Annotated in this window: 16 protein-coding genes and 1 pseudogene; 10 read left to right on the top strand and 7 right to left on the bottom strand. The window is 56.5% G+C overall.

All coding sequences use genetic code 11. The features are described from left to right. Nucleotides 1-58: 58 nt before the first annotated feature. Nucleotides 59-826, top strand: coding sequence for a transcriptional regulator GlcC (gene glcC / locus QU606_RS24375; protein ID WP_304997624.1), 768 nt, complete (start codon nucleotides 59-61; stop codon nucleotides 824-826). 23 nt (nucleotides 827-849) lie between these two features. Here the strand turns inward: glcC and QU606_RS24370 are convergent, their stop codons facing one another. Next, entirely contained in the window at nucleotides 850-1,176 is a 327-nt protein-coding gene (locus QU606_RS24370) for a hypothetical protein (protein ID WP_304997623.1), read from the bottom strand. 429 nt (nucleotides 1,177-1,605) lie between these two features. Here QU606_RS24370 and QU606_RS24365 point away from each other — a divergent pair, with 429 nt between their 5' ends. Next, nucleotides 1,606-2,472, top strand: a complete 867-nt coding sequence (locus QU606_RS24365; protein ID WP_304997622.1) for an enoyl-CoA hydratase/isomerase family protein — start codon at nucleotides 1,606-1,608, stop codon at nucleotides 2,470-2,472. 448 nt (nucleotides 2,473-2,920) lie between these two features. On the opposite strand, the gene QU606_RS24360 is transcribed toward QU606_RS24365, so the two are convergent. The 3 genes and pseudogenes from QU606_RS24360 to QU606_RS24350 form a co-directional block, all read right to left on the bottom strand. Next, nucleotides 2,921-3,565 (bottom strand): hypothetical protein, encoded by a 645-nt coding sequence (locus QU606_RS24360; RefSeq protein ID WP_304997621.1) that lies wholly within the window; start codon nucleotides 3,563-3,565, stop codon nucleotides 2,921-2,923. Between the two features lie 66 nt (nucleotides 3,566-3,631). Further along, on the bottom strand, nucleotides 3,632-5,107 hold the full coding sequence (locus tag QU606_RS24355) for a site-specific integrase (RefSeq protein WP_304997620.1): 1,476 nt from the start codon (nucleotides 5,105-5,107) through the stop codon (nucleotides 3,632-3,634). Nucleotides 5,108-5,402: 295 nt separating this feature from the next. Beyond that, a pseudogene (locus QU606_RS24350) lies at nucleotides 5,403-5,654 on the bottom strand (integrase); the annotation flags it as partial. Between the two features lie 240 nt (nucleotides 5,655-5,894). On the opposite strand from QU606_RS24350, the gene QU606_RS24345 reads away from it, so the two are divergent. Both QU606_RS24345 and QU606_RS24340 read left to right on the top strand, forming a co-directional pair. Beyond that, nucleotides 5,895-7,127 (top strand): MFS transporter, encoded by a 1,233-nt coding sequence (locus tag QU606_RS24345; protein ID WP_024076460.1) that lies wholly within the window; start codon nucleotides 5,895-5,897, stop codon nucleotides 7,125-7,127. 13 nt (nucleotides 7,128-7,140) lie between these two features. Then, a complete protein-coding gene (locus QU606_RS24340; protein ID WP_304997619.1) occupies nucleotides 7,141-8,073 on the top strand; it encodes a LysR family transcriptional regulator in 933 nt (310 codons plus the stop codon). Between the two features lie 237 nt (nucleotides 8,074-8,310). On the opposite strand, the gene QU606_RS24330 is transcribed toward QU606_RS24340, so the two are convergent. From QU606_RS24330 to QU606_RS24320, 3 genes are read right to left on the bottom strand one after another with little or no spacing between them, the layout of a single operon-like run. Beyond that, complete coding sequence (locus tag QU606_RS24330; protein WP_304997618.1) at nucleotides 8,311-10,566, bottom strand: molybdopterin cofactor-binding domain-containing protein; 2,256 nt, start codon at nucleotides 10,564-10,566, stop codon at nucleotides 8,311-8,313. Continuing rightward, the gene (locus tag QU606_RS24325) at nucleotides 10,563-11,027 is read right to left on the bottom strand and encodes a (2Fe-2S)-binding protein (protein WP_024076457.1); all 465 of its coding nucleotides are present in this window, start codon (nucleotides 11,025-11,027) and stop codon (nucleotides 10,563-10,565) included. The genes QU606_RS24330 and QU606_RS24325 overlap by 4 nt, the downstream gene beginning before the upstream one ends. Next, entirely contained in the window at nucleotides 11,024-12,298 is a 1,275-nt protein-coding gene (locus tag QU606_RS24320) for a cytochrome c (RefSeq protein WP_304997617.1), read from the bottom strand. The genes QU606_RS24325 and QU606_RS24320 overlap by 4 nt, the downstream gene beginning before the upstream one ends. A gap of 350 nt (nucleotides 12,299-12,648) precedes the next feature. On the opposite strand from QU606_RS24320, the gene QU606_RS24315 reads away from it, so the two are divergent. The 6 genes from QU606_RS24315 (at nucleotide 12,649) to QU606_RS24290 (ending at nucleotide 19,271) form a co-directional block, all read left to right on the top strand. Further along, nucleotides 12,649-13,293, top strand: a complete 645-nt coding sequence (locus QU606_RS24315; RefSeq protein WP_024076455.1) for a DsbA family oxidoreductase — start codon at nucleotides 12,649-12,651, stop codon at nucleotides 13,291-13,293. A 37-nt stretch (nucleotides 13,294-13,330) separates the two neighbouring features. Continuing rightward, nucleotides 13,331-14,443 carry an alkene reductase gene (locus QU606_RS24310; protein ID WP_304997616.1) on the top strand — a complete coding sequence of 371 codons (1,113 nt, stop codon included), beginning with the start codon at nucleotides 13,331-13,333 and terminating at the stop codon, nucleotides 14,441-14,443. Between the two features lie 52 nt (nucleotides 14,444-14,495). After that, complete coding sequence (locus QU606_RS24305; RefSeq protein ID WP_304997615.1) at nucleotides 14,496-15,638, top strand: FAD binding domain-containing protein; 1,143 nt, start codon at nucleotides 14,496-14,498, stop codon at nucleotides 15,636-15,638. Nucleotides 15,639-15,845: 207 nt separating this feature from the next. After that, nucleotides 15,846-16,745 (top strand): LysR family transcriptional regulator, encoded by a 900-nt coding sequence (locus QU606_RS24300; RefSeq protein WP_024076452.1) that lies wholly within the window; start codon nucleotides 15,846-15,848, stop codon nucleotides 16,743-16,745. A 479-nt stretch (nucleotides 16,746-17,224) separates the two neighbouring features. Further along, entirely contained in the window at nucleotides 17,225-18,556 is a 1,332-nt protein-coding gene (locus QU606_RS24295) for an ABC transporter ATP-binding protein (protein WP_069076663.1), read from the top strand. A gap of 4 nt (nucleotides 18,557-18,560) precedes the next feature. Then, nucleotides 18,561-19,271 carry a sulfotransferase gene (locus QU606_RS24290; RefSeq protein WP_069076664.1) on the top strand — a complete coding sequence of 237 codons (711 nt, stop codon included), beginning with the start codon at nucleotides 18,561-18,563 and terminating at the stop codon, nucleotides 19,269-19,271. Nucleotides 19,272-19,436: the final 165 nt, after the last annotated feature.

The raw sequence follows: 19,436 nt of genomic DNA, 5'->3' as shown, positions 1-19,436 counted from the left end.
TTATATTTGAACAGGTTTGATTCTGGCGATGAGGCTGGTCATACCAGTTGGAGATTCGATGGGCAGCGCAGAAACGAGCCGTAATCCGCAAGTCGCCGACGTGGTCTGTGAGCGCATCGAGCGCCTGATCGTCGACGGCGTGCTCAAGACCGGGCAACTATTGCCTTCGGAGCGGCGGCTGACCGAAAAACTCGGCGTCTCCCGCACCGCCCTTCGCGAGGGGCTGAAGTTGTTGCGCGCTCGCGGGATTATCAAGACCGAGCAAGGCAAGGGGTCATTCGTGGCTGACCTGTCAGGGCATGGCTTGGCGTCACCGCTGATGCACCTGTTCAGCTCGCAGCCACGAACGCTCTATGATTTATTCGAGGTTCGCAGCCTGCTCGAGGGCGAGTCTGCGCGTCTGGCGGCCTTGCGCGGGACCGAGGCGGATTTCGTTCTCATCAGCCGCAGTTACGAGGCGTTGCTCGATGCCCACAGCCGTTCGCTGGAGGCGAGCGAACATGCCCGGCTCGATCATGCGTTTCACCTGGCAATCTGCGAAGCCTCGCACAACCCGGTGCTGGTGCAGACCTTGCGTTCGCTGACGGATTTGCTGCTCAGCTCGGTGTTTGCCTCGGTCAACAACCTCTACCACCGCGAGCCGCAAAAGCGTCAGATCGACCGGCAACACGCGCGGCTCTACAACGCCGTCACCGGCCGCTTGCCGGAGCAGGCGCGAAAGGCGGCCATCGCTCACATCCAGAGCATCTGCGAAAACCTCAAAGAAATCGAAAGCGAGGAACAACGTTTGGTTCGGGCGACGTTGCGACTTGAGGGGTGGGCATGATGCAGGACCCTGGATCACTTCTCTTAAGCCAAGATGGAACTCGGAAGGTAACCGTCTGGGCAATACACCTTCCTGACACCATTTTTTGCCTTTTTAAGCGGACGCCCATGCAACAAGAACGTCGCTTCTACTCCTAGTCCTTCAAGGCTCAGGTCATCGCTGAGTGCGCGCTGCCTGACCACTTGCATAAAAACGGCACCAGAGTACGCTTCAATCGGATTCAACAGGGGATTGCGGTGCCGAATTTTTTGTTGAGCAAGCGGGGACGCTGAATCCGTTTCAACAGTACTCCCAATTATGGATTCAGACTTGGGCAGTTGGGTGCGTTGCACCGACAGCAGTACAGGCATGCTAGATTACGGGCCAGCAGTAGTCTTCGCCGACGCCATTAAACCGGTCGAACTTTTTTCGACGAAATACTCGACTACGCTGCACAGGCCATGCTTCGTCTGAACAAGCTGGCGTTAACTTGTAGAGACTTGGTGTGAGTGACGTTCAATCCAATCTCGAAGCAATAGCGTCGTCCGCTGACGTTAAATCGTCCGGCCGTACGTAGTGCATCAACTAACTCGCGTCCTCAGATAGTCGGTCAGTAAACACTGGCAAAGCCAATTCGGGGGGGATTTGCCTGCGGCTATTTGAGCGTGCTGGTTTATGTCGAATTCAGCCAGTGCTTCAAACTTGCTGCATAACAGACGTTCGGCAGACGACTGACTTTTCACATCAATAGTCGCTGCTCGGCATAATCGTTTCGTAACCGTATGGGAAGGGGAAACAAGGTGCACGACGCAGTAGGCTTGGACGTTATTTTCGAGCAGCATCAGGGCATTGCCTTTATCACCCTCAACCGCCCTGAGACGCGCAACGCTCTCTCGGAATCAGCCCTACAGCAATTGCTGCAGGCTTTTTCGCGCTGTGTAGAGTCGCCAGACTTGCATGCGGTGATTTTGAGGGGGAAGGGGCCGCTGTTCTGCGCCGGTGGCGATGTCACTTTCTTTCGCCAGCTACTCGAGCGGCTACCCGAAGCGCGGCGTGACCCGCTGGCGAATTACATTGGACTGGCCCACCAGGCTATATTGACGCTGGCGCAGATACCAGTGCCCGTTATTGCTGCAGTTCAGGGCGGCGCTGCTGGGATCGGTATGAGTCTATCCTGCATGGCGGATTTCATAGTGGCTGAACAGGGATGCAAGTTCATACCTGCGTACCTGGCTTTGGGCACCACGCCCGATGGAGGGTTAAGTCGGTTCCTACCGGCTATAATCGGCGAGAAGCGAGCCCTAGATGTGCTGATGTTCAACCGCAGCATAGATATGGCGCAGGCCCACCAGTGGGGGCTGGTTAGTCATGTGGTGCAGCCGGGGGAGCTTGAACGCAGTGCTACGGAACTCGCGAAACGCCTCGCAGCCGGACCTTATGCCGCCAACCGGCAACTGAAACAGCTGGTTAAGGGGGTCAGCCTTGCGCAGTTGGCTGATCACCTCGATCAAGAGTTGCAGTCATTCATTGCTTGCGCCGCAACAGAGGACTTTGCGGCAGGAGTCATGGCATTTATCGAGAAGCGCCCTCCGGTCTTCGGCCAGGCCAAGGCCACTGCCCTCGATATTCGAGCCGATTTGAAGGCGCTCAATGGCCTAAATAGTTGACTCGTATGATCAGCGCTATTGCCCTTACCGGTATTGCTGACGGCACGGTAATTCGTTGCAGATCTCATTTTTGTTGTGATCTGCGCCGGCATAGGCGGAGGGGTGTGAGTTGCTCGCCACGCTACTCGGAGCACCAATAGAAATAGCGGAGCGCTAGCGAACGTTTTGTGCCAGCAGTGATTCAGTTATTCGCTGCTGCGACCGTCCATTTTGGTAATGGCTGAGCTTCACGAGTGCCAACGGTGGTTGGGAATACCCCATCTATCTCTGCGTGACGGCGTTGGGTGTCGCATTGCTGGGTGAAGGTGCCTTTGCTGCCAAACCGTCAAAAATATAGTTCTGTCTTCTCTCCTCGACCAAAACGCCTTGCCTCACGCTTCAGTCGCCTCCAGTAATCCCAGGAAATGGGTGGCTCCCATCCATCAACGGCCCAATGGCACCGTCTTTCCTAATATCCTGAATCTGTCGAGAAGGTGATCGGTATACCAAGTGAATTGGAGGAGATTTCAATTTTCAGCTCGATCAATTCGGCCAGTTTTTCAAAAAAACAATCTCCTTCGATGGAATCAAAGTCCGCGAATAAAACGACGTCCGCGCCATCATCATGTGATTTTATGCGGACCAATTGTGTGAGGAGCCCGGCCATTAACTGCTCGGCTAGGTGTTCCGACAAAATTTCGCCAAAACCTAATGAATGATAAAGCGGGCGAACGAATACGGCGTCGAGTGAGAACAAGAGCTTCAACGGTCCCTGTGTTTTGGATTCGCCGTCCAGATCTTCACTTCCATGGCTACGGTACCGACAAAGTCCCGCGAGCTCGTTGTTTATCCAACGCTCAAGATTCTCGGCATTGATAAAGTAATTGTCGTTTAGAGGAGACCCCGCAGCAGCGATTTCCTCCACCAGAGGAAACTTTTCTTCATTCGTTGCCATACCGATCGAAATAAGGGCGTTCCAATGCTGTGTCCCGTCGTAGGTGCTGTGCTGGAAAATGCTCACGCAACGTTTTTGGGGGCCCAGGGCATCGTCCTGGTGCCAGGGCTCAAGATCCGTCAGTCTGTCTGCATACTGCCCGTTGGCTGTGTGATTCATAGCTCACCCCGTGGGGAAAAATAAGAGCTTACGGTTGACGGACGACTATTGCCGTTCAGATGTTGATTAATTCGGGTTCAACTTTCCGATGGTCGAGGCAGGCGTCGTCATGGGCGCTTCGTGCTCATTTGAGTTGCCTCTACCTAGCCCCTCCAGACCGTCCTGGCCGATCATGATGTCAGTGAGCTTTTCGCCCAGCAGGTTCCAAGCTTCTTTTTTCTCTTCGGCATAATTATGGTGTAAGTAGTGACGGCGGACCCGGGAACCTGCCAGCACGTGGTTTTGGCACCGGTCTATCACGTCAAGGCTTATGCCCCAGGCTTGCATCATGGTTGCACCCGTTCGTCTCAAGTCATGGGGTGTCCATTCCCCATTGGCACCACCGGACAGCACCAGGGTGTCATCATGCCGGCGACGTGAAAGCGGCTTGCGATTTTTGAAGCGTGATTGGCGGTCTCCTACCTGTTTGCTGACGACCTTGAGATCGACATGACCATCATGATGCTTTGCGGGAAAGCACCATTGAGAGTTTCCTGTGAGCAGCCGAAGCTTGCTGAAATAGTGGATCGCAAACACAGATAGGAACACGTGGTGGTCCTGCTTTTTTCCCCGGCTACCTTTGACGTTTGCCACGGGAATAAACCAGACACCATTTTCCAAATCAACGTTTTTCCATTCGGCCTGAAGCAGTTCACCAATCCGGCATAACGTTCCCAAACAGATCCAGAGCGCAAGTTGGGATTCTGGTTTGAGTGGGCGAATTCCATCGTACTTTTTGCCGGCAGGTAGCGCTGCATAGTCGGCAGTCATTTTCTGGAAGCGTTGGTGTAATTCTTGAAGTTCAGTGGAAGAAAGGATCCGAGTTCGCTCCTCTTGGTAGTCACTGGGTATAAGCTTATTGATTTCGACCAAGTCTGCTGGATTTCCGTCGACCAGCAGTGTTCTCCATGGCTGGCGCTTCTGCGCCCATCCAAACATCTGAACGATATCCGAAAAAAGACTGATGGCCTGACGAGTAGCACCTCGAGCTATTACGCAACGCACAAGGCTCCGCAAGTCATGCTCACTGACGGTACTGATGATTTTAGAGCCCACGGCGGGGTAAAGATCTTTCGCGAATTTTCTCCGTAGCTCGGCATTACCATCCTTGCGCGCCACACCATCGCGAAGCCATTCTCCCGCGAGGTCTAGCAGCGTTAGCTCCTTAGACTTTTGCCGATCGGCCTCCGCGAGTTGTGCAGCCAGTTCCGCTTTTTGTCTGACCTTCCCTGCGCGCTTGTTCTCGTTTGGATTGATCCCTTTGGCTACAAGGTCTCGCGCTTCGTTGCGCTCCTTGCGGATTTCGGTCAACGACTTGTTTGGCCAGGTACCGCAGGAGAAGCGGGTGTAAATCCCTTCCCAGCGAAACTGGAAGTAAAAGGGAATGGCGATACCTTTTTTGCGGAGTGAAACCCTGCCCGCAAGGCTGCCTTCGTCGCGTACGATGGTACCGACATCTCGTTCGGTCAGTGCTTCCAATTCTTTGGCGGTGAGCTTGGCCATAATTAATCCCCGAAGAAATTTACTCCCACATTTACTCCCACGGATCTGTCAGCTAAGGGTAGGTCAGGATAGCGGTCGCTGGAAGAGTTAATCGCTAGAAGGCCTGATTTTACTAGGTTTAAGGATTCTATAGAAGTGTAGAACGAGCTAGGGAGATCTGGCGATTAACTGAATGGGGTGCTAGGGGTCGAGTGTTCGAATCACTCCGTCCCGACCATTATTCCTGAGTAAAATCAGACAATTGAGCCGATCTAACAGATCGGCTTTTTTGTGCCTGCGCAAAATCAGCGCAAAACTACCCGGTGATTTCACTGATATTCAGGTCCGGGATTGCTTCTGCCCAGATGATTTCATCGTGGTCCCGCTGGTGGTTTTTGGTCATGCCCTCGCTCGCATGACCAGTGATCTTTTGCTCATCCTTTCCGGCTTTCTCTTACAGGTGCACCGACAGAGCTCGCACTTCGTGGAAGCCTGGCATCTCCTCTTCCTTCCATCCCGCGTAGCCGCTCGCCGCCTCGCTGACCGCCTTGAGCGCTCGCGTCAAATATGAGCCGGCCTAATGAATTTGGACATATCAATAGGCCGCTCTGATGGCGTCCAAACCTGAGGTGTGAAGTTGCTGTTATCGACCCAGCCCGGGCATCTCTTGCGCACGACGCAACGCGACGTTGCGTCGTGTCCATATTCTCTCGAGGTGCACTGCCGCCTATGTTGTTGGCCTGGCAAACATGAATGCGAGTGACCTTCGTTGGAAGGTCACCGCTGTCGAACCTCAGGAGTCTATGGCATGGGCCTTTCTACACGTGATACAGCAGCGACGATACAAAAAGCATCAATGACAAAGGGGCTGGTGCTTCTATTTGCTTTTTGTTGCGGTGCCATCGTGGCCAACATCTATTACGCACAACCGATTATTAGCTTGATCGCTCCGGATATCGGCATGTCGAGTGGGAGCGCGAGTTTCATCGTTTCGCTGACCCAGATTGGTTATGCGCTCGGATTGTTTTTCCTGGTGCCCTTGGCGGACCTGGTAGAAAACCGTCGGCTGATGATCGCGACGATCGTGATTACGATCTTCAGCCTGGTCGCCGCCGGTTTATCCAAGCAGCCGAGTGTATTTCTAGTGGTGTCGGCACTCATCGGTTTCAGCTCAGTCTCCGTGCAGATGCTTATTCCGTTAGCGGCACATCTGGCATCAGAAGAGTCTCGCGGTCGGGTGGTTGGCGGGATTATGGGGGGCTTGCTGCTAGGGATTCTGCTGGCGCGGCCGCTGTCGAGCCTGGTTGCCGATCATTTGGGCTGGCGGGTGGTGTTTGTCGGGGCCGCCGCCTTGATGCTCGTTATCGCCATCGTGATTGGCATGACCCTGCCCAAATGGCAACCGACCCATCGTGCGTCGTACGGCCAATTGCTGATGTCCCTGGGCCAACTGTTTTGCCGCGAGCCCGTGCTGCGTCAGCGCGCGCTCTATCAAGGGCTGATGTTTGCGGCGTTCAGTTTGTTCTGGACCGCTGTGCCATTGATATTGAGTCGTGAGTTCGGCCTCACGCAAAGTCAGATTGCGATTTTCTCTCTGGTTGGCGCCATCGGTGCCATTGCTGCACCTATCAGTGGCCGTCTTGCCGATGCAGGCCATACTCGACGAGCGTCGCAGGTGGCCATGGTGCTGGGTGTATTGAGTTTCCTTCCGGCCTTCATCAATCCCTTTTACGGTGTGATTGGGTTGGCCGTCACCGGGATAGCACTGGATTTTGCAGTGCAAATGAACATGGTGCTTGGCCAGCGAGCTGTCTATGCATTGGGCACTGCCAACAGAGGCCGTCTGAATGCGTTGTACATGATCAGTATCTTTATTGGGGGGGCAATCGGTTCTTCGGTAGCCAGTTTGCTTTATGAACATGCCGGCTGGCTGGCAATTGCTGCGGTGGGAAGCGCATTGTCGCTGGTAGCTCTAGTCGTCTTCTCGGTGGTTTCTCGTCGGACCCGAACTGGCACAATGCTCAATATGAACAACGGGTGAGTCAAGGAGTGTCATGGACAAGCTGCTCGCATTGAAGATGTTCGTCCAGGCTGTGGATTCGAAGGGCTTTTCTTCTGCCGCTCGACAGTTAGGCCTGGCGACGTCTTCTGTGACTCGGATGATCGATGGGCTTGAGGCGGAACTGGGCGCTGTCTTGCTTAATCGATCCACGCGTCAAATCTCATTGTCAGATGCCGGGGCCGCCTACTACTTGAAAGCGCGGGAAGTGCTGAATGCTGTCGCCGAGGCGGATGCCTCGGTCAGTGACCGCGGGGAACTCCCTGCGGGCCATCTTCGTATTTCCGTGCCCGTAGCGCTGGGGCGTCGTCTGATTGCACCTCATATTGCCTCGCTGTTGAAGCGATACCCTCAACTTGTGTTGGACATGACGCTCTCCGATGACATCGTTGAATTACTGGGGGAGCGCGTCGATCTGGCGATTCGATTGGGATCGGCAGCCGCCATGGATGGTGTCGTCAGTCGTCCCGTCGGTCATTTCAAGCGCCGGGTGGTGGCCAGTGCCGAGTACTTGGATACACATGGCTTTCCTGAACATCCCATGGACCTCATGCAGCACGAGTGCCTGCGTTTCAGTTACGGCCCAAAGCAACAGGTGTGGACTTTCCTGAAGGAAGCTGAGGAGACTCGAGTACCGATTGAGGGCCGCTTCAAAAGCAACAATGCCGAGGTTTTGCGTGAGGTTGCGTTGGCGGGCGGTGGAGTGGCTCTGTTACCTGACTGGCTCGTCAACGACGATATTGGCAGCGGTGATTTGACTTCATTGTTCGAGTCCTTTGTTATCAATCCGAACGATGCCAGTTCGGCCATTTCCGCACTGTATCTTCCCAATCATCGTGGCTCCAAGCGCGTCAATGCGTTTATCGATTTCATCAGCGAATTGCTAGGGCCTGAAGGCTCGTTTTCGAACGATGCTGTCAGGAGATAGCATTGAAATGCTCAAGCGCCTGCAAAACTCTATCGATATTTCCCCAGCAAAGAGGCACTGATAGACCGCGTGTACGACGAGGTATATCAGTGGGATTCCTCGTGTTCGCGTTAACGGGTTGCTGCATGAGCGCCAGGCGCTGATGAGCGTGCGCCTGGCTACCGATTCAGACGTTTCGCCGGCATCGGCTGGCTGACTTGTGGCCGAAGGGCATAAAGTCGACACCGCCCGGATCGGTCATGACTCCAGCGCCTCCTGCCAGCCACGTCGCGCCAGCGGCAGATCGAGCAAGCGCTTGCCGGTGGCATCGTTGATGGCATTGCCCAGTGCTGCGGCCATGGGGCCCTGGACGATTTCCGCCGCACCAAGAAATGGCTGATCCGGCTGATCAATCAGGTGGACCTCGACCTGTTGCGGAAAATCCGGAAAACGCATGATCGGATAGCCGCTCCAGTCGAAGCTGTGCATGCCGCTGGCGTCATAGAGGATTCGCTCATAGAGCGTCCAACTGGCGGACTGCACGATGCCACCCTGGATCTGATTGAGCAGCCCGTCGGGGCTGACAATTTGCCCCACGTCGACGGCGGCGACAACGCGATCAATCGTCACCTGTCCAGTCTGGCGCTGCACATGCAACTGCACGGCGATTGCGCAGTAACCCATGATGTTTTTGTAGCGGGCAAAGGCGAAGCCGATTCCGCTGCCGGGGCCCGTTGCTTTTTGCGGCCAGCGGAACTCAGCGGCCACGCGCTCCACCACCGCCCGTGCTCGCGGATCGCTCAAGTGATTCAGGCGAAATTGTACCGGGTCGACGGTGGCCCTGGCCGCCAGTTCATCGACGGTGCTCTCGATGGCGAAGATGTTGATATGGGCACCGAGCGAACGCATGGCCGAGGTCCTGAATGGCATGGTCAGTACAAAGTTAAGATCGACCTTCAGGTTGGGGATCTCATACAACGGAACGGCATTGCGGTCGCCGTCGCCTTCGGGCTGAGCGATCGGCACCGAAGGCGCCGGGGTGAAGGGATTGGCCAACAGCCACGCCGGCAACAGGCGCCCGGCGTTGACGATACGTTCGTTGTGCGGCGTACTCCAGAGTTCGTATGTCCAGTCGCGAAGCCGCCCGCTGTCGTCCAGTCCTGCTTCCACTTCGGCAAGCATGGCCGAGCTGTAGGGCTCCCAGAGATTTTCCTGTTCGCGCATCCATTGCACCCGTATCGGCTTGCCGGGAATGGCCATGGCGATCAGCGCGGCGTCGGCGGCGGAGTCATCGGCGCCGTTGTGGCCATAGCAACCGGAGCCTTCAGCGTGGATGCACCGCACCTGAGCCACCGGCAGGCCGACCATCTCGGCGATACCCGCGCGCAATGGATAGACACCTTGAGAGTGGGTCCACACGGTCAGTGTGCCGTCCTTGAACCAGGCCACTGCGCAGGAGGGGCCGATGGAGCCGTGCATCAGGTATTGCTTGGTCACCCGGGCCTTGTAGGCGTGTGGTGTCGGTTGCGGGAGGTCACCCTTGGTACTCACCGGGTAGCGTCGCGCCGGCAATTCGGTGAGGAGTTGATGGATGTGTGTCGAGTCGGGCAGCGGGTTACCTGCTGTCCAGCGGGCCGTGGCATAGCCCTCGCGCATTGCTTTGACCGCCAGCCATTCATCGGTGGCGACCACGGCAAGGTAGCTGCCGTTGCGGATCAGTTTCACCTCACCGGGCAGTTTCCCGAGGGCGGCCTCGTCAATCTCCAGAAGCTGACTGCCGCGCCGGGGTGGCCGTATCACGCGGGCATGCAGCATATCGGGCAGGCGCATATCCTGCACGTAGGCTGCACCGCCGCTGACTTTGGCCGGGATGTCCAGTCGAGGCAGTGATTGGCCGATCAGGGTGAAACGGCTGGCTGGCTTGAAGGGCGAGTTGGCCGATGCAAAACGATGCAGTTGGACCCCTGCCACGGCTTGTGCGTAGGTCATGCTGCGGCCTTGCGCATCGTAGATCACCGCGTCCCGCGTGGTCAGGCTGTCGACGTTGAGGTGCCATTGCCGTGCCGCGGACTCGAGCAATAATTGACGCACCTGGGCCGCGGCGTTGAACAGCGCGGTGCCGCTGTCGACGATCGTATGGCTGCCGGCGGTATACCCTTCATTGGGTGTCAGTGCGGTGTCGGCGGTGAGAAAACGGATGAGCGCGGGCGGCACTTCCAGCCGCTCGGCGGCGATCTGCAGGAGCGCAGTTTTGACGCCAGTGCCCAGTTCCACTTTGCCGGTGTAGACGGTGATGCCATCTTTCGCATCAATGCGGATCCAGGCGTCCAGGTGAGGAGTGGCGCGCAGGCTGCCCGGCAGGTCGGGGGCGAGGATCTCTGTCCCCAAGGTGTCTACTTCAGTGTCGGCGAAGGCGCGAGGAATAGCCGGGAGCAGTGCGAACCCCATCACCAATGCGCCATTTATCATGAATGCGCGGCGGCTCAGATCGACTTTTTGCGTTGAGGTTTTCATACCTTGCCCCCTTGCGCGATGACCGACTTGATAGCGGCGAGGATTCGCACATGGGTGCCGCAGCGGCACAAGTTGGGTGCCATGTGGCGACGGATCGTTTCATCGTCCGGATGGGGGTTGGCTTCCAATAGCGCCTGTGCGCGGACGATCATTCCGGCGATGCAATAGCCGCACTGGGCCGCCTGTTCCTCGATAAAGGCTTTCTGCAAGGCACCCGGTTGGTCAGCGCTGCCGAGGCTCTCGACCGTGCGCACCGATTTGCCCGCCAGCGCGCCGCAGGGCGTCAGGCAGGAAAACACCGGTTTGTCGTTCACTAGCACCGTGCAGGCGCCACATTGACCCAGACCGCAGCCGTATTTGGCGCCGTTGAGCCCCACTTGATTGCGCAAGGCATACAGCAGGGGCATGTCGTCCGCGATGTCCAGTTCGTGAGTCTTGCCGTTGATATCGAGTGTGATCACGGTTGCTGCTCCTGAGCCCGAATGCTTTTGATGGTCTTGTCGAGGTCCGTCCAGGGACGGTTCGCACAGCTTTCGTTGCGCAAGTACTCGGCAAGTGCAGCCACATGGGTGTCGTCCAGGCTAGGGGCGAAGGCAGGCATGTAGTGGCTGGAAGCGGCGCTGGACATGGGGATGCCCTGCAGGATGGTCTGGATCAAATTGCGTGGCGAGTCCGCCATCACCGCCGAGGTGTTCGCCAGCGCCGGCCGCGATTCAATGACGCGCATCGGCGCCGCGCCGCCGTGGCAACTCGCGCAGGCGCCGTCGAACAATGAGGCGCCCATAAGTGCTCTGGCGCTGGGCTTGACCCCAGAAGTGCAGGGCGGCGATGGGGCATCCGATGAGGTTTTCTTGAGGTCGAGAATGTACTGCGCGATGGCATGGGCATCTTCCGTCGGTAATTGCGCGATGCTCAGATTGACCGGCAACATCGGGCCCGCTGCTGCGCCGTGTCCTTCGGCGACCTCGCCCGTCAGATAGGCGACCAACTGGGCTTCGTTCCAGGGGTGTTGCGCCTCGGTCATTCCGCGCAGGGCAGGGGCTGTCCAGCCGTCGACGACACCACCGTTGAACCGTTCGCTGCTTTTTTCCCCGCCAATCAGATTCAGGGGCGAATGGCAGGATGAACAATGTCCCGCTCCCTCGACCAGGTAGCGTCCGCGGTTCCATTGTGCTGACTGGTTGGGAAGTGGCTCCAGCGGATCTCCATGCAGGAACAACAAGTTCCAGAAGGACACCAGCGGACGGAAGTTCATGGGGAAGACCATGTGGTTCTGCGGCGCGGTGTATGTGATCGGGTCCACGCTCATCAGGTAGGCATAGGCGTCGGCGATATCGGCGTCGCTCATCTTTCGATAATGCACGTAGGGGAACGCCGGATAGAGGAAATGGCCGTCACGCGCGATGCCTTCACGCATGGCCCGTTCAAAGGCGTCCAGCGACCACTTTCCGATACCGGACTCCGGGTCCGGGGTAATGTTGGTGGTGAAGAGGGTTCCGAAAGGCGTTACCAGCGGCAAACCGCCGGCCATGTAGGCGCCTCCTGGCCGTGTGTGACAGACCGCACAGTCTCCGGCTTCGACGACGCGGCGGCCTCTGTCCAGGGTTTCGCGATCGGCCTTCAGGGGCTGGCTGACCGTGGCAATTTCCGGCCTCCACATCATCCAGAACGCAAACCCTAACCCCACGACGCCGATCGCCAGAACGACACCGATGATCGTTTTGCGCTTCATCGCCTTACCTCTCGAGCTGAATTAACGACAGATTTTTCAATCCGCCGCGTGCGATGGGCGTACGGCGATTTTCCATGACGTGAGCTTAGAGAGGGCGCTTGTGATGGAGTACCCCATCAAGGCGCAACGCTACATTGCGCCAGGCGCAACGGTGACCGAATCAACAACCGTTAACTCGCGCAGCGTGCGCCCCTGTCCAAAGACAGGCGCTCAAGGACCGTGGCGCGCCGAAGGCGTGATCGGCACATCGTTGCGTTTTGCGAAAAGCTACGTTGTGCAATCGACGGATTCTCTGGCGGCGCTCCGGCCCCTACCTTGGGGGGGTGAAACACTCAACCACGGAGACCGTCATGAGTTTGCACTCATCCACAATTCAAGTGACTTACGACTTCATCTGCCCATGGTGCTGGATCGGTGAGGAACATCTCGAACGCGCTCTGGCTGCTTCGGGTTTATCAACGGACCGACCCATCGGCTTCCTGCCTTATCAGTTGAACCCTGACATGCCCGTTCAAGGCATGGATCGCAAAGTCTATCGCTCTGGCAAATTCGGCAGTTGGGCACGTAGCCAGGCGATGGACGCACAGGTCACCCACGCCGGTAAGGCGGTCGGGCTTGAGTTCGATTACGAGCGAGTCAAAAAAACGCCCAACACCCTGGCCGCGCATCGGTTGGTATGGCGCGAGCAACAGGCGGGTCGAGACGCGTCGACGCTGGTCAAGGCCATTTTCAAGGCGTACTTCGGCGAGGGGCGGGATATCGGCGACCTCACGATACTGGCCGACATCGCCGCCGAAACCGGGCAGGACCGAGCGGTTATTGTCGACTTTCTCAAGTCCGATGAAGGCACGGCTGAAGTCTTGAAGCTCGAAGCCCAAACCAAGGCATCCGGTGTGCGCTCGGTGCCCAGCATTCAGATCGCAGATGACGTGATCAGTGGCGCCCAGCCCGTCGAAATAATGACCCGGATACTGAAACGAAGCGAAGCCGCTTAAGGCGTTTTTCCAATCCCTATTCATTCAGGAAATCATCATGACTCATCACTTGTTCAGCCCGATCAAACTTGGCCAACTCACCCTCAAGCACCGCGTCGCCATGGCGCCTCTGACTCGTTCGCGGGCGGGGCAACCTGGCAATGTACCGACATCGATGAACGTCGAGTACTACCGTCAGCGTGCCAGTGCCGCATTGATCATTACCGAGGCTACGCAGATTTCGCAGCAGGGCCAGGGTTACGCCTGGACCCCCGGCATCCATAGCGACGAGCAGATCCAGGGCTGGAAGGCGGTCAGCGAGGCCGTGCACGCAGAAGGCGGGCGCATTTTCCTGCAGCTCTGGCATGTGGGGCGAGTGTCGCACCCGGTGTTCCAGCCCAACGGCGGCTTGCCGGTGGCGCCCACCGCGCAACCGGTGCCCGGCAAGACCTTCATCCTCAATGAAGAGGGCGAGGGCGTATGGGGTGATGTACCTGTCCCTCAAGCGCTGGACATTCCCGGGATCGAAGCGATCGTTGCCGACTTCCGCAAGGCCGCTCGCAACGCGATCCTGGCGGGTATGGACGGGGTGGAAATTCACGCCGGCAATGGTTACCTGCTCGACCAATTCATCAACAGCGCCAGCAATCAGCGAAGTGATCGCTACGGTGGAAGTATCGAAAACCGTGTCCGGTTGCTGCTTGAAGTCGTGGACGCCGTGACCGCGCAAGTAGGCGCCGAACGCGTAGCTGTCCGCCTGACACCGATGGGACGTTTCATGGGGATGGGCGATGACACCCCGGAACAAACCTTTGGCTACATCGCATCCCGGCTCAATCACTGGAATCTCGCGTACCTGCACCTGGTAGAACCGATGATGGTTGGCACAGTGCTCGATGAAAGTAACGACCCACGCTGGGACGCGATCATCAAGCAACTGCGTAATGACTTCCACGGCGTTCTGATGTTGGCGGGAGGTTACTCCGGCGAAACGGCCGAACAGGCCATTGCGCAGGGGCGTGCGGACCTCATTGCGTTTGGTCGCCCGTTCATTGCCAACCCCGACTTACCGGCTCGCTTGCGCGGTCGCAACGAACTCAACGTGGCTGACGGCAACAGCTTTTTTGGTGGCGACGCCAAGGGGTACATCGACTATCCGGTGTTGGCATAACGCAACGCTAAACCGCAGCCGGGGAAATCACCCGACAATGAGGAGAAAGGTAATGAAGCGTTCAGGTGTTCCGAAGGCCTTGGTCATTGGTGGTTCCCTGGGAGGGCTGTTCGCCGCCACGGCGTTACGCGCGATTGGTTGGCAGGTCGATATTTACGAGCGATCCCCTGCGGCGATGGACAGTCGTGGCGGGGGCATCGTTCTGCAGGCGGATGTCCTGCACCATTTTCGCTATGCGGGCATTCATCCGGCAGGTGCGCTCGGCGTCCGGTCCCATGATCGTCTCTATCTGGATCGAGTCGGTGGCATCGTGCATAAAGAGCCGATGCCGCAAACCCAGACGTCCTGGAATACGCTATACAGCGCATTATTTTCTGCGTTTCCTGCCGAGCATTATCACCGTGGCAAGACGTTGGTGGATCTGACCCAGAATGAGCACAGGGTGACTGCGACTTTTGCAGATGGCGGCAGTGCAGAGGGTGACCTGCTGATTGGTGCCGATGGCGCGGGTTCAACCGTGCGAAGCATGGTGCTGCCTGGAGCGGTACCTACTTATTCGGGGTATGTGGTGTGGCGTGGGCTGGTCGATGAAGAGCAACTTCCAGACTTCGCCAAAACGCAGCTTTACGAGGACTTTGTTTTTCAACAGGACCCCGAATCGCTGATGCTGGAATACATGGTCCCGGGCGTGAATGGCTCCGTTAATCCTGGCGAGCGTCGGCTCAATTGGCTGTGGTATTTGAAAGCTGCACAAGGGCCGGAACTGGACGCTGTGCTCACTGACCGCAATGGCCATCGGCGTAGTCACTCCATTCCACCCGGGGCCTTGGCCACGGGGCAGGATGCTTACATTCGGGAAATGGGTGAGCGGCAGGCGAACCCGGCTTTTCGGGAACTGATTCGCCAGACCAGGGATATTTTTGTGCAGGCGATCCTTGATCTCAACGTCCCGCAAATGGTGTTTGGCCGTGTGCTGTTGACGGGGGATGCCGCTTTTGTGCCGCGTCCTCATACCGCCGGAAGCACGGCCAAGGCCGCCCGCAATGCACTGTCCCTGGCGCAAACAATCGATGACAGCGGCGACCTCGATCATGCACTGCTGGCCTGGCAGCGACAGCAACTTGCAGAAGGCAAGCGCATGGCGGATTGGGGAGTGAATATGGGCAATCGGATCATGGGCATCGCGCAAGCCTGATGGGTGCGGTTCACACCGGCCAACCTGTACCTGCCCCGGGATGCCACTCTATTGATCAATCGGTTATTTGTCGTTTTTTGATTGTCATCCGATCAATTGTAGGGTCGCAGGCCTCTTTAATCAGGCCATTGAGCACAGCCATGCAAGATTCCCATTGCCTGGTCATGCACAGTCGCCACCTTTACCTTTCGATTTCGGAGTCCGTTCATGGACAAGTTGCTTGCGCTGAAAATGTTTGTCGAAACGGTACGCTGTGGGGGGTACTCATCTGCAGCGCGTAAGCTCGGCATCTCCACGTCGTCGGTGACGCGGCAGGTCGCGGGGCTGGAAAGTGAGTTGGGCGCCAGCCTGCTCAACCGCACCACGCGCAATACGAGCGTCACTGTGGCGGGGCAGCACTATTTCGATAAGGCCGTGGCGATCCTGGAGGCCATCGATGAAGCGGATGCCGTCGTTGCCGATCGTGGCAGCGAAGCTCAGGGGCGTCTGCGGGTCAGTGTCCCGGTGGAGTTCGGCCGGCGAATCATCGCCCCGCACTTGGGGCGGCTGCTTGAACGCCATCCCGGTCTGGAAATCAGTCTCTTGCTGAGCGACGAGATCAGTGACCTGCTCAGCGAACAAATTGATGTGTCAGTACGTCTCGGTTCATCGGTTGTCAGTGACGACATCATCAGCAGGCAGTTGGGCGAGTTCCAGCGCTGGGTTGTGGCGAGTCCCGAATACCTGGCACGAACCGGACTGCCCCGACACCCTTGCGACTTGCTGGAGCACCAGTGCTTACGTTTCGATTACCGCATGGGCCACCACCAATGGACATTCCAGGGGGATGAGGACGTCATCCGCTTGAATGTGCAGGGACGGCTGCAAAGCAACAATGCCGACATTCTGCGCGAGGCTGCCTTGGCCGGTGGCGGGGTGACGCTGTTGGCCGATTGGCTGGTACGTGAGGATGTCAGTGCAGGTCGGCTGACGCGGGTGTTGGAGCAATATGAGGTCAACCCAGGCAGTGCAAGCACCTGCATCAATGCGCTGTATCTGCCCAACCATCGTGGCTCCAGTCGCATCAATGTATTCATAGCGTTTCTTCAGGAAATAATCACGCCCTAAGCGCGTCTCGTGCATCAGGCAAGACCGCGTTGCACATTTCCCCGCGTGCTTGAGTTCGTACAGTGGCATCCATCAACTGCCCCCGGTCGTCAACGCAGCATCCCGCGGCCACTGACAAAAAATTTCGTTTAGAACAGGACGTCAGCATGACGCAGTTGGCAGCTCAAACAGTCTTATCGGGGTGGGCAAGGGTGCTAGGGGGGCGAGTGTTCGAATCACTCCGTCCCGACCATATTTTTCAATGACTTAGGCCAATGTTCACAGTATTGGCCTTTTTCATGTGCGTGAGGCCTGCCAGCTTCCGTTCAGCCTCTGATCATGGCTAATCCTTTGACTTTTTGTGATTGAACAGGCGCGCGATGTTTTGATTTGGGGCAGAATGTCGGACTTCATCGGCTTGACAAAATACTTGGTGATCTCCTTGGTGTGTCTCTGGGCAGGATTTGCTTTCTTCCAAATCGCGCGTAAAGGTTTTGCAGATGTGTTCTGAGTTTTCAATACAGGTTAAAAGTGTTAGCAAGCATTTTCGAATATACGCCAGCCCGCGCGCGCGTCTGCTGCAGATGTTCAGTAGGGAAAAGCACTATAAGGAGTTTGTGGCGCTAGATGATGTTTCTTTTGTAATAAATAAAGGCGAGACAGTTGGCATTGTTGGTCGCAATGGGAGTGGAAAATCTACGTTGTTGCAGATGATTTGCGGCACTCTGACCCCTACTTCCGGTGAGATAACTACACATGGCCGTATTGCCGCGCTGCTAGAGTTGGGGTCGGGTTTCAATCCCGAGTTCAGTGGGCGAGAGAATGTTTACATGAATGCTTCCATACTTGGACTTTCCAATGCGGAAACTGCAGCACGCTTTGAGTCCATACTCGCCTTTGCAGAGATTGAAGACTTCATAGATCAGCCGGTCAAGAATTACTCCAGTGGCATGATGGTGAGGCTGGCTTTTGCTGTGGCTATCAATGTCGACCCGCAGATCCTGATTGTCGATGAGGCGCTGGCTGTGGGGGATGAGCTCTTCCAGCGCAAATGCTATGCGCGGATCGAGGCTATCAAGGCCCAAGGTGCGACCATTTTGTTCGTTTCCCATGCAAGTAATACGGTTGTGAGCCTGTGTGACCGGGCGATTCTGCTGGATGGTGGTAAAAAAATTACTGAAGGCACGCCCAAATCAGTGGTTGGTAAGTATCAGCGGCTGCTGAACGCTCCTGCCGACAAAGCCAAGGTCATGCGCGAACAAATGTTGGCTGGTATCGAGGCGCCTCCGAGTCCCGAGTTGGCTGAGCCTGGAGAAGTGGATGAGCTATGTCAGGAAATGGCGGGATATTTCGATCCGCACCTTGTTTCCAAGACTGTGCTGTCTTATGAATCTCGTGGTGCATTGATCTCTGATCCTCAGTTACTCAACATCCAAGGGCAAAAGGTTAATTGTCTCAAGGCAGGAGAAACTTATCGCTATACCTACCGTGTGCGCTTTGATCGTGATGCTAGGAATGTCCGTTTTGGTATGCTGATCAAGACTCCCACTGGCGTGGAGTTGGGAGGGGCTACTTCAGCCAAGCAGATCGCAGAGGGAATCGTGGTTGTTTCATCCGGTTCCGTGCTGTCGGTGGAGTACAGTTTTGTCTGTCGCCTCAATGAAGGATTGTATTTTCTCAATGCTGGCGTATCCGGGGATTGTGGTGAGGGATTCCACCATCTTCATCGCGTCGTCGATGCGTTGTGCTTTCGCGTGAGTGCGGAAAGCAAGCAGTTCGGGCTTGGTCTCGTGGATTTCTCATGTGCGCCGGAATGGTCTTTGGTAGAGTGATTGGATGTTAAGGTTTATCGGAATTGGTGCCCAGAAAAGCGGCACTAGCTGGTTATACGAAGTGTTGAGCAAGCATCCAAGTGTAAGCTTTCCAGCTGGCAAGGAAGTTCACTTCTGGGATGCTCACTACCTGAATGGTGTTGGCTGGTACAGCAGTTTGTTCAGTGAGGAACGCTGCAATGGCGACATCACTCCTGCCTATGCAATTCTGCCACTCGACCGGATTCGTGAAGTGCACCAATACTTTCCCAGCTTACGTATCGTTTATCTGATGCGAAATCCGATTGAGCGAGCATGGTCTTCTGCCAGGATGGCACTGCGCCGAGCCGAAATGGAGTTTTGTGAAGCGTCTGATCAGTGGTTCATTGATCATTTCAAATCGCAGGGATCGTTGCAGCGTGGTGACTACGCCAACTGCTTGAGAAACTGGATGTCGGTCTATCCTCGTGAGAGCTTTTTGATTTCTCGCTACGAAACGATTGCGCACGACCCCGTTGGTTTCGCCAACAGGGTACTGAGTCACATTGGCTTGGGTGAGTTTTTCTCCGAGACTCATCGTCCCGAGTTATCTCGGCCGGTCTTCGAGGGCTACAAATCTGCTATCCGACCGGAATTGTTGCAAGTGTTGCATCGGCTCTATGCTGACAAGATCGACGCATTGAGCGAGCTGCTCGAGGCTGACTTCTCAGACTGGAAGAACAGGTGTTGGCGCTGACGGAAAGCTGACCCACCCAGCCGATTGATAATTGACCCAGGACGGATTGCTGATTTTTGCCCCAGCAATTGTGGATAAGTTTAGCAGCAGTGTTCTGGTTGACGACGCATCCAGCCCCACTGACCCGCTGATATAGCGCACTATCGCTCCCGGATCAGCTGCCAC

It is taken from the genome of Pseudomonas sp. OVF7, assembly GCF_030644265.1.
In the GTDB taxonomy this organism is placed as follows: domain Bacteria; phylum Pseudomonadota; class Gammaproteobacteria; order Pseudomonadales; family Pseudomonadaceae; genus Aquipseudomonas; species Aquipseudomonas gorinensis.
Note: the sequence above shows the minus strand (reverse complement) of the source record. Positions and strands in the feature narration are given on the sequence as shown.

What these genes read in the sequence shown, in the direction of transcription:
- QU606_RS24290 (WP_069076664.1), top strand. Translation starts at nt 18,561, where the DNA reads ATGTTAAGGTTTATCGGAATTGGTGCCCAGAAAAGCGGCACTAGCTGG.
- QU606_RS24370 (WP_304997623.1), bottom strand. Translation starts at nt 1,176, where the DNA reads ATGCCTGTACTGCTGTCGGTGCAACGCACCCAACTGCCCAAGTCTGAA.
- QU606_RS24340 (WP_304997619.1), top strand. Translation starts at nt 7,141, where the DNA reads ATGGACAAGCTGCTCGCATTGAAGATGTTCGTCCAGGCTGTGGATTCG.
- QU606_RS24345 (WP_024076460.1), top strand. Translation starts at nt 5,895, where the DNA reads ATGGGCCTTTCTACACGTGATACAGCAGCGACGATACAAAAAGCATCA.
- QU606_RS24295 (WP_069076663.1), top strand. Translation starts at nt 17,225, where the DNA reads ATGTGTTCTGAGTTTTCAATACAGGTTAAAAGTGTTAGCAAGCATTTT.
- QU606_RS24300 (WP_024076452.1), top strand. Translation starts at nt 15,846, where the DNA reads ATGGACAAGTTGCTTGCGCTGAAAATGTTTGTCGAAACGGTACGCTGT.
- QU606_RS24320 (WP_304997617.1), bottom strand. Translation starts at nt 12,298, where the DNA reads ATGAAGCGCAAAACGATCATCGGTGTCGTTCTGGCGATCGGCGTCGTG.
- glcC (WP_304997624.1), top strand. Translation starts at nt 59, where the DNA reads ATGGGCAGCGCAGAAACGAGCCGTAATCCGCAAGTCGCCGACGTGGTC.
- QU606_RS24360 (WP_304997621.1), bottom strand. Translation starts at nt 3,565, where the DNA reads ATGAATCACACAGCCAACGGGCAGTATGCAGACAGACTGACGGATCTT.
- QU606_RS24315 (WP_024076455.1), top strand. Translation starts at nt 12,649, where the DNA reads ATGAGTTTGCACTCATCCACAATTCAAGTGACTTACGACTTCATCTGC.
- QU606_RS24355 (WP_304997620.1), bottom strand. Translation starts at nt 5,107, where the DNA reads ATGGCCAAGCTCACCGCCAAAGAATTGGAAGCACTGACCGAACGAGAT.
- QU606_RS24330 (WP_304997618.1), bottom strand. Translation starts at nt 10,566, where the DNA reads ATGAAAACCTCAACGCAAAAAGTCGATCTGAGCCGCCGCGCATTCATG.
- QU606_RS24305 (WP_304997615.1), top strand. Translation starts at nt 14,496, where the DNA reads ATGAAGCGTTCAGGTGTTCCGAAGGCCTTGGTCATTGGTGGTTCCCTG.
- QU606_RS24310 (WP_304997616.1), top strand. Translation starts at nt 13,331, where the DNA reads ATGACTCATCACTTGTTCAGCCCGATCAAACTTGGCCAACTCACCCTC.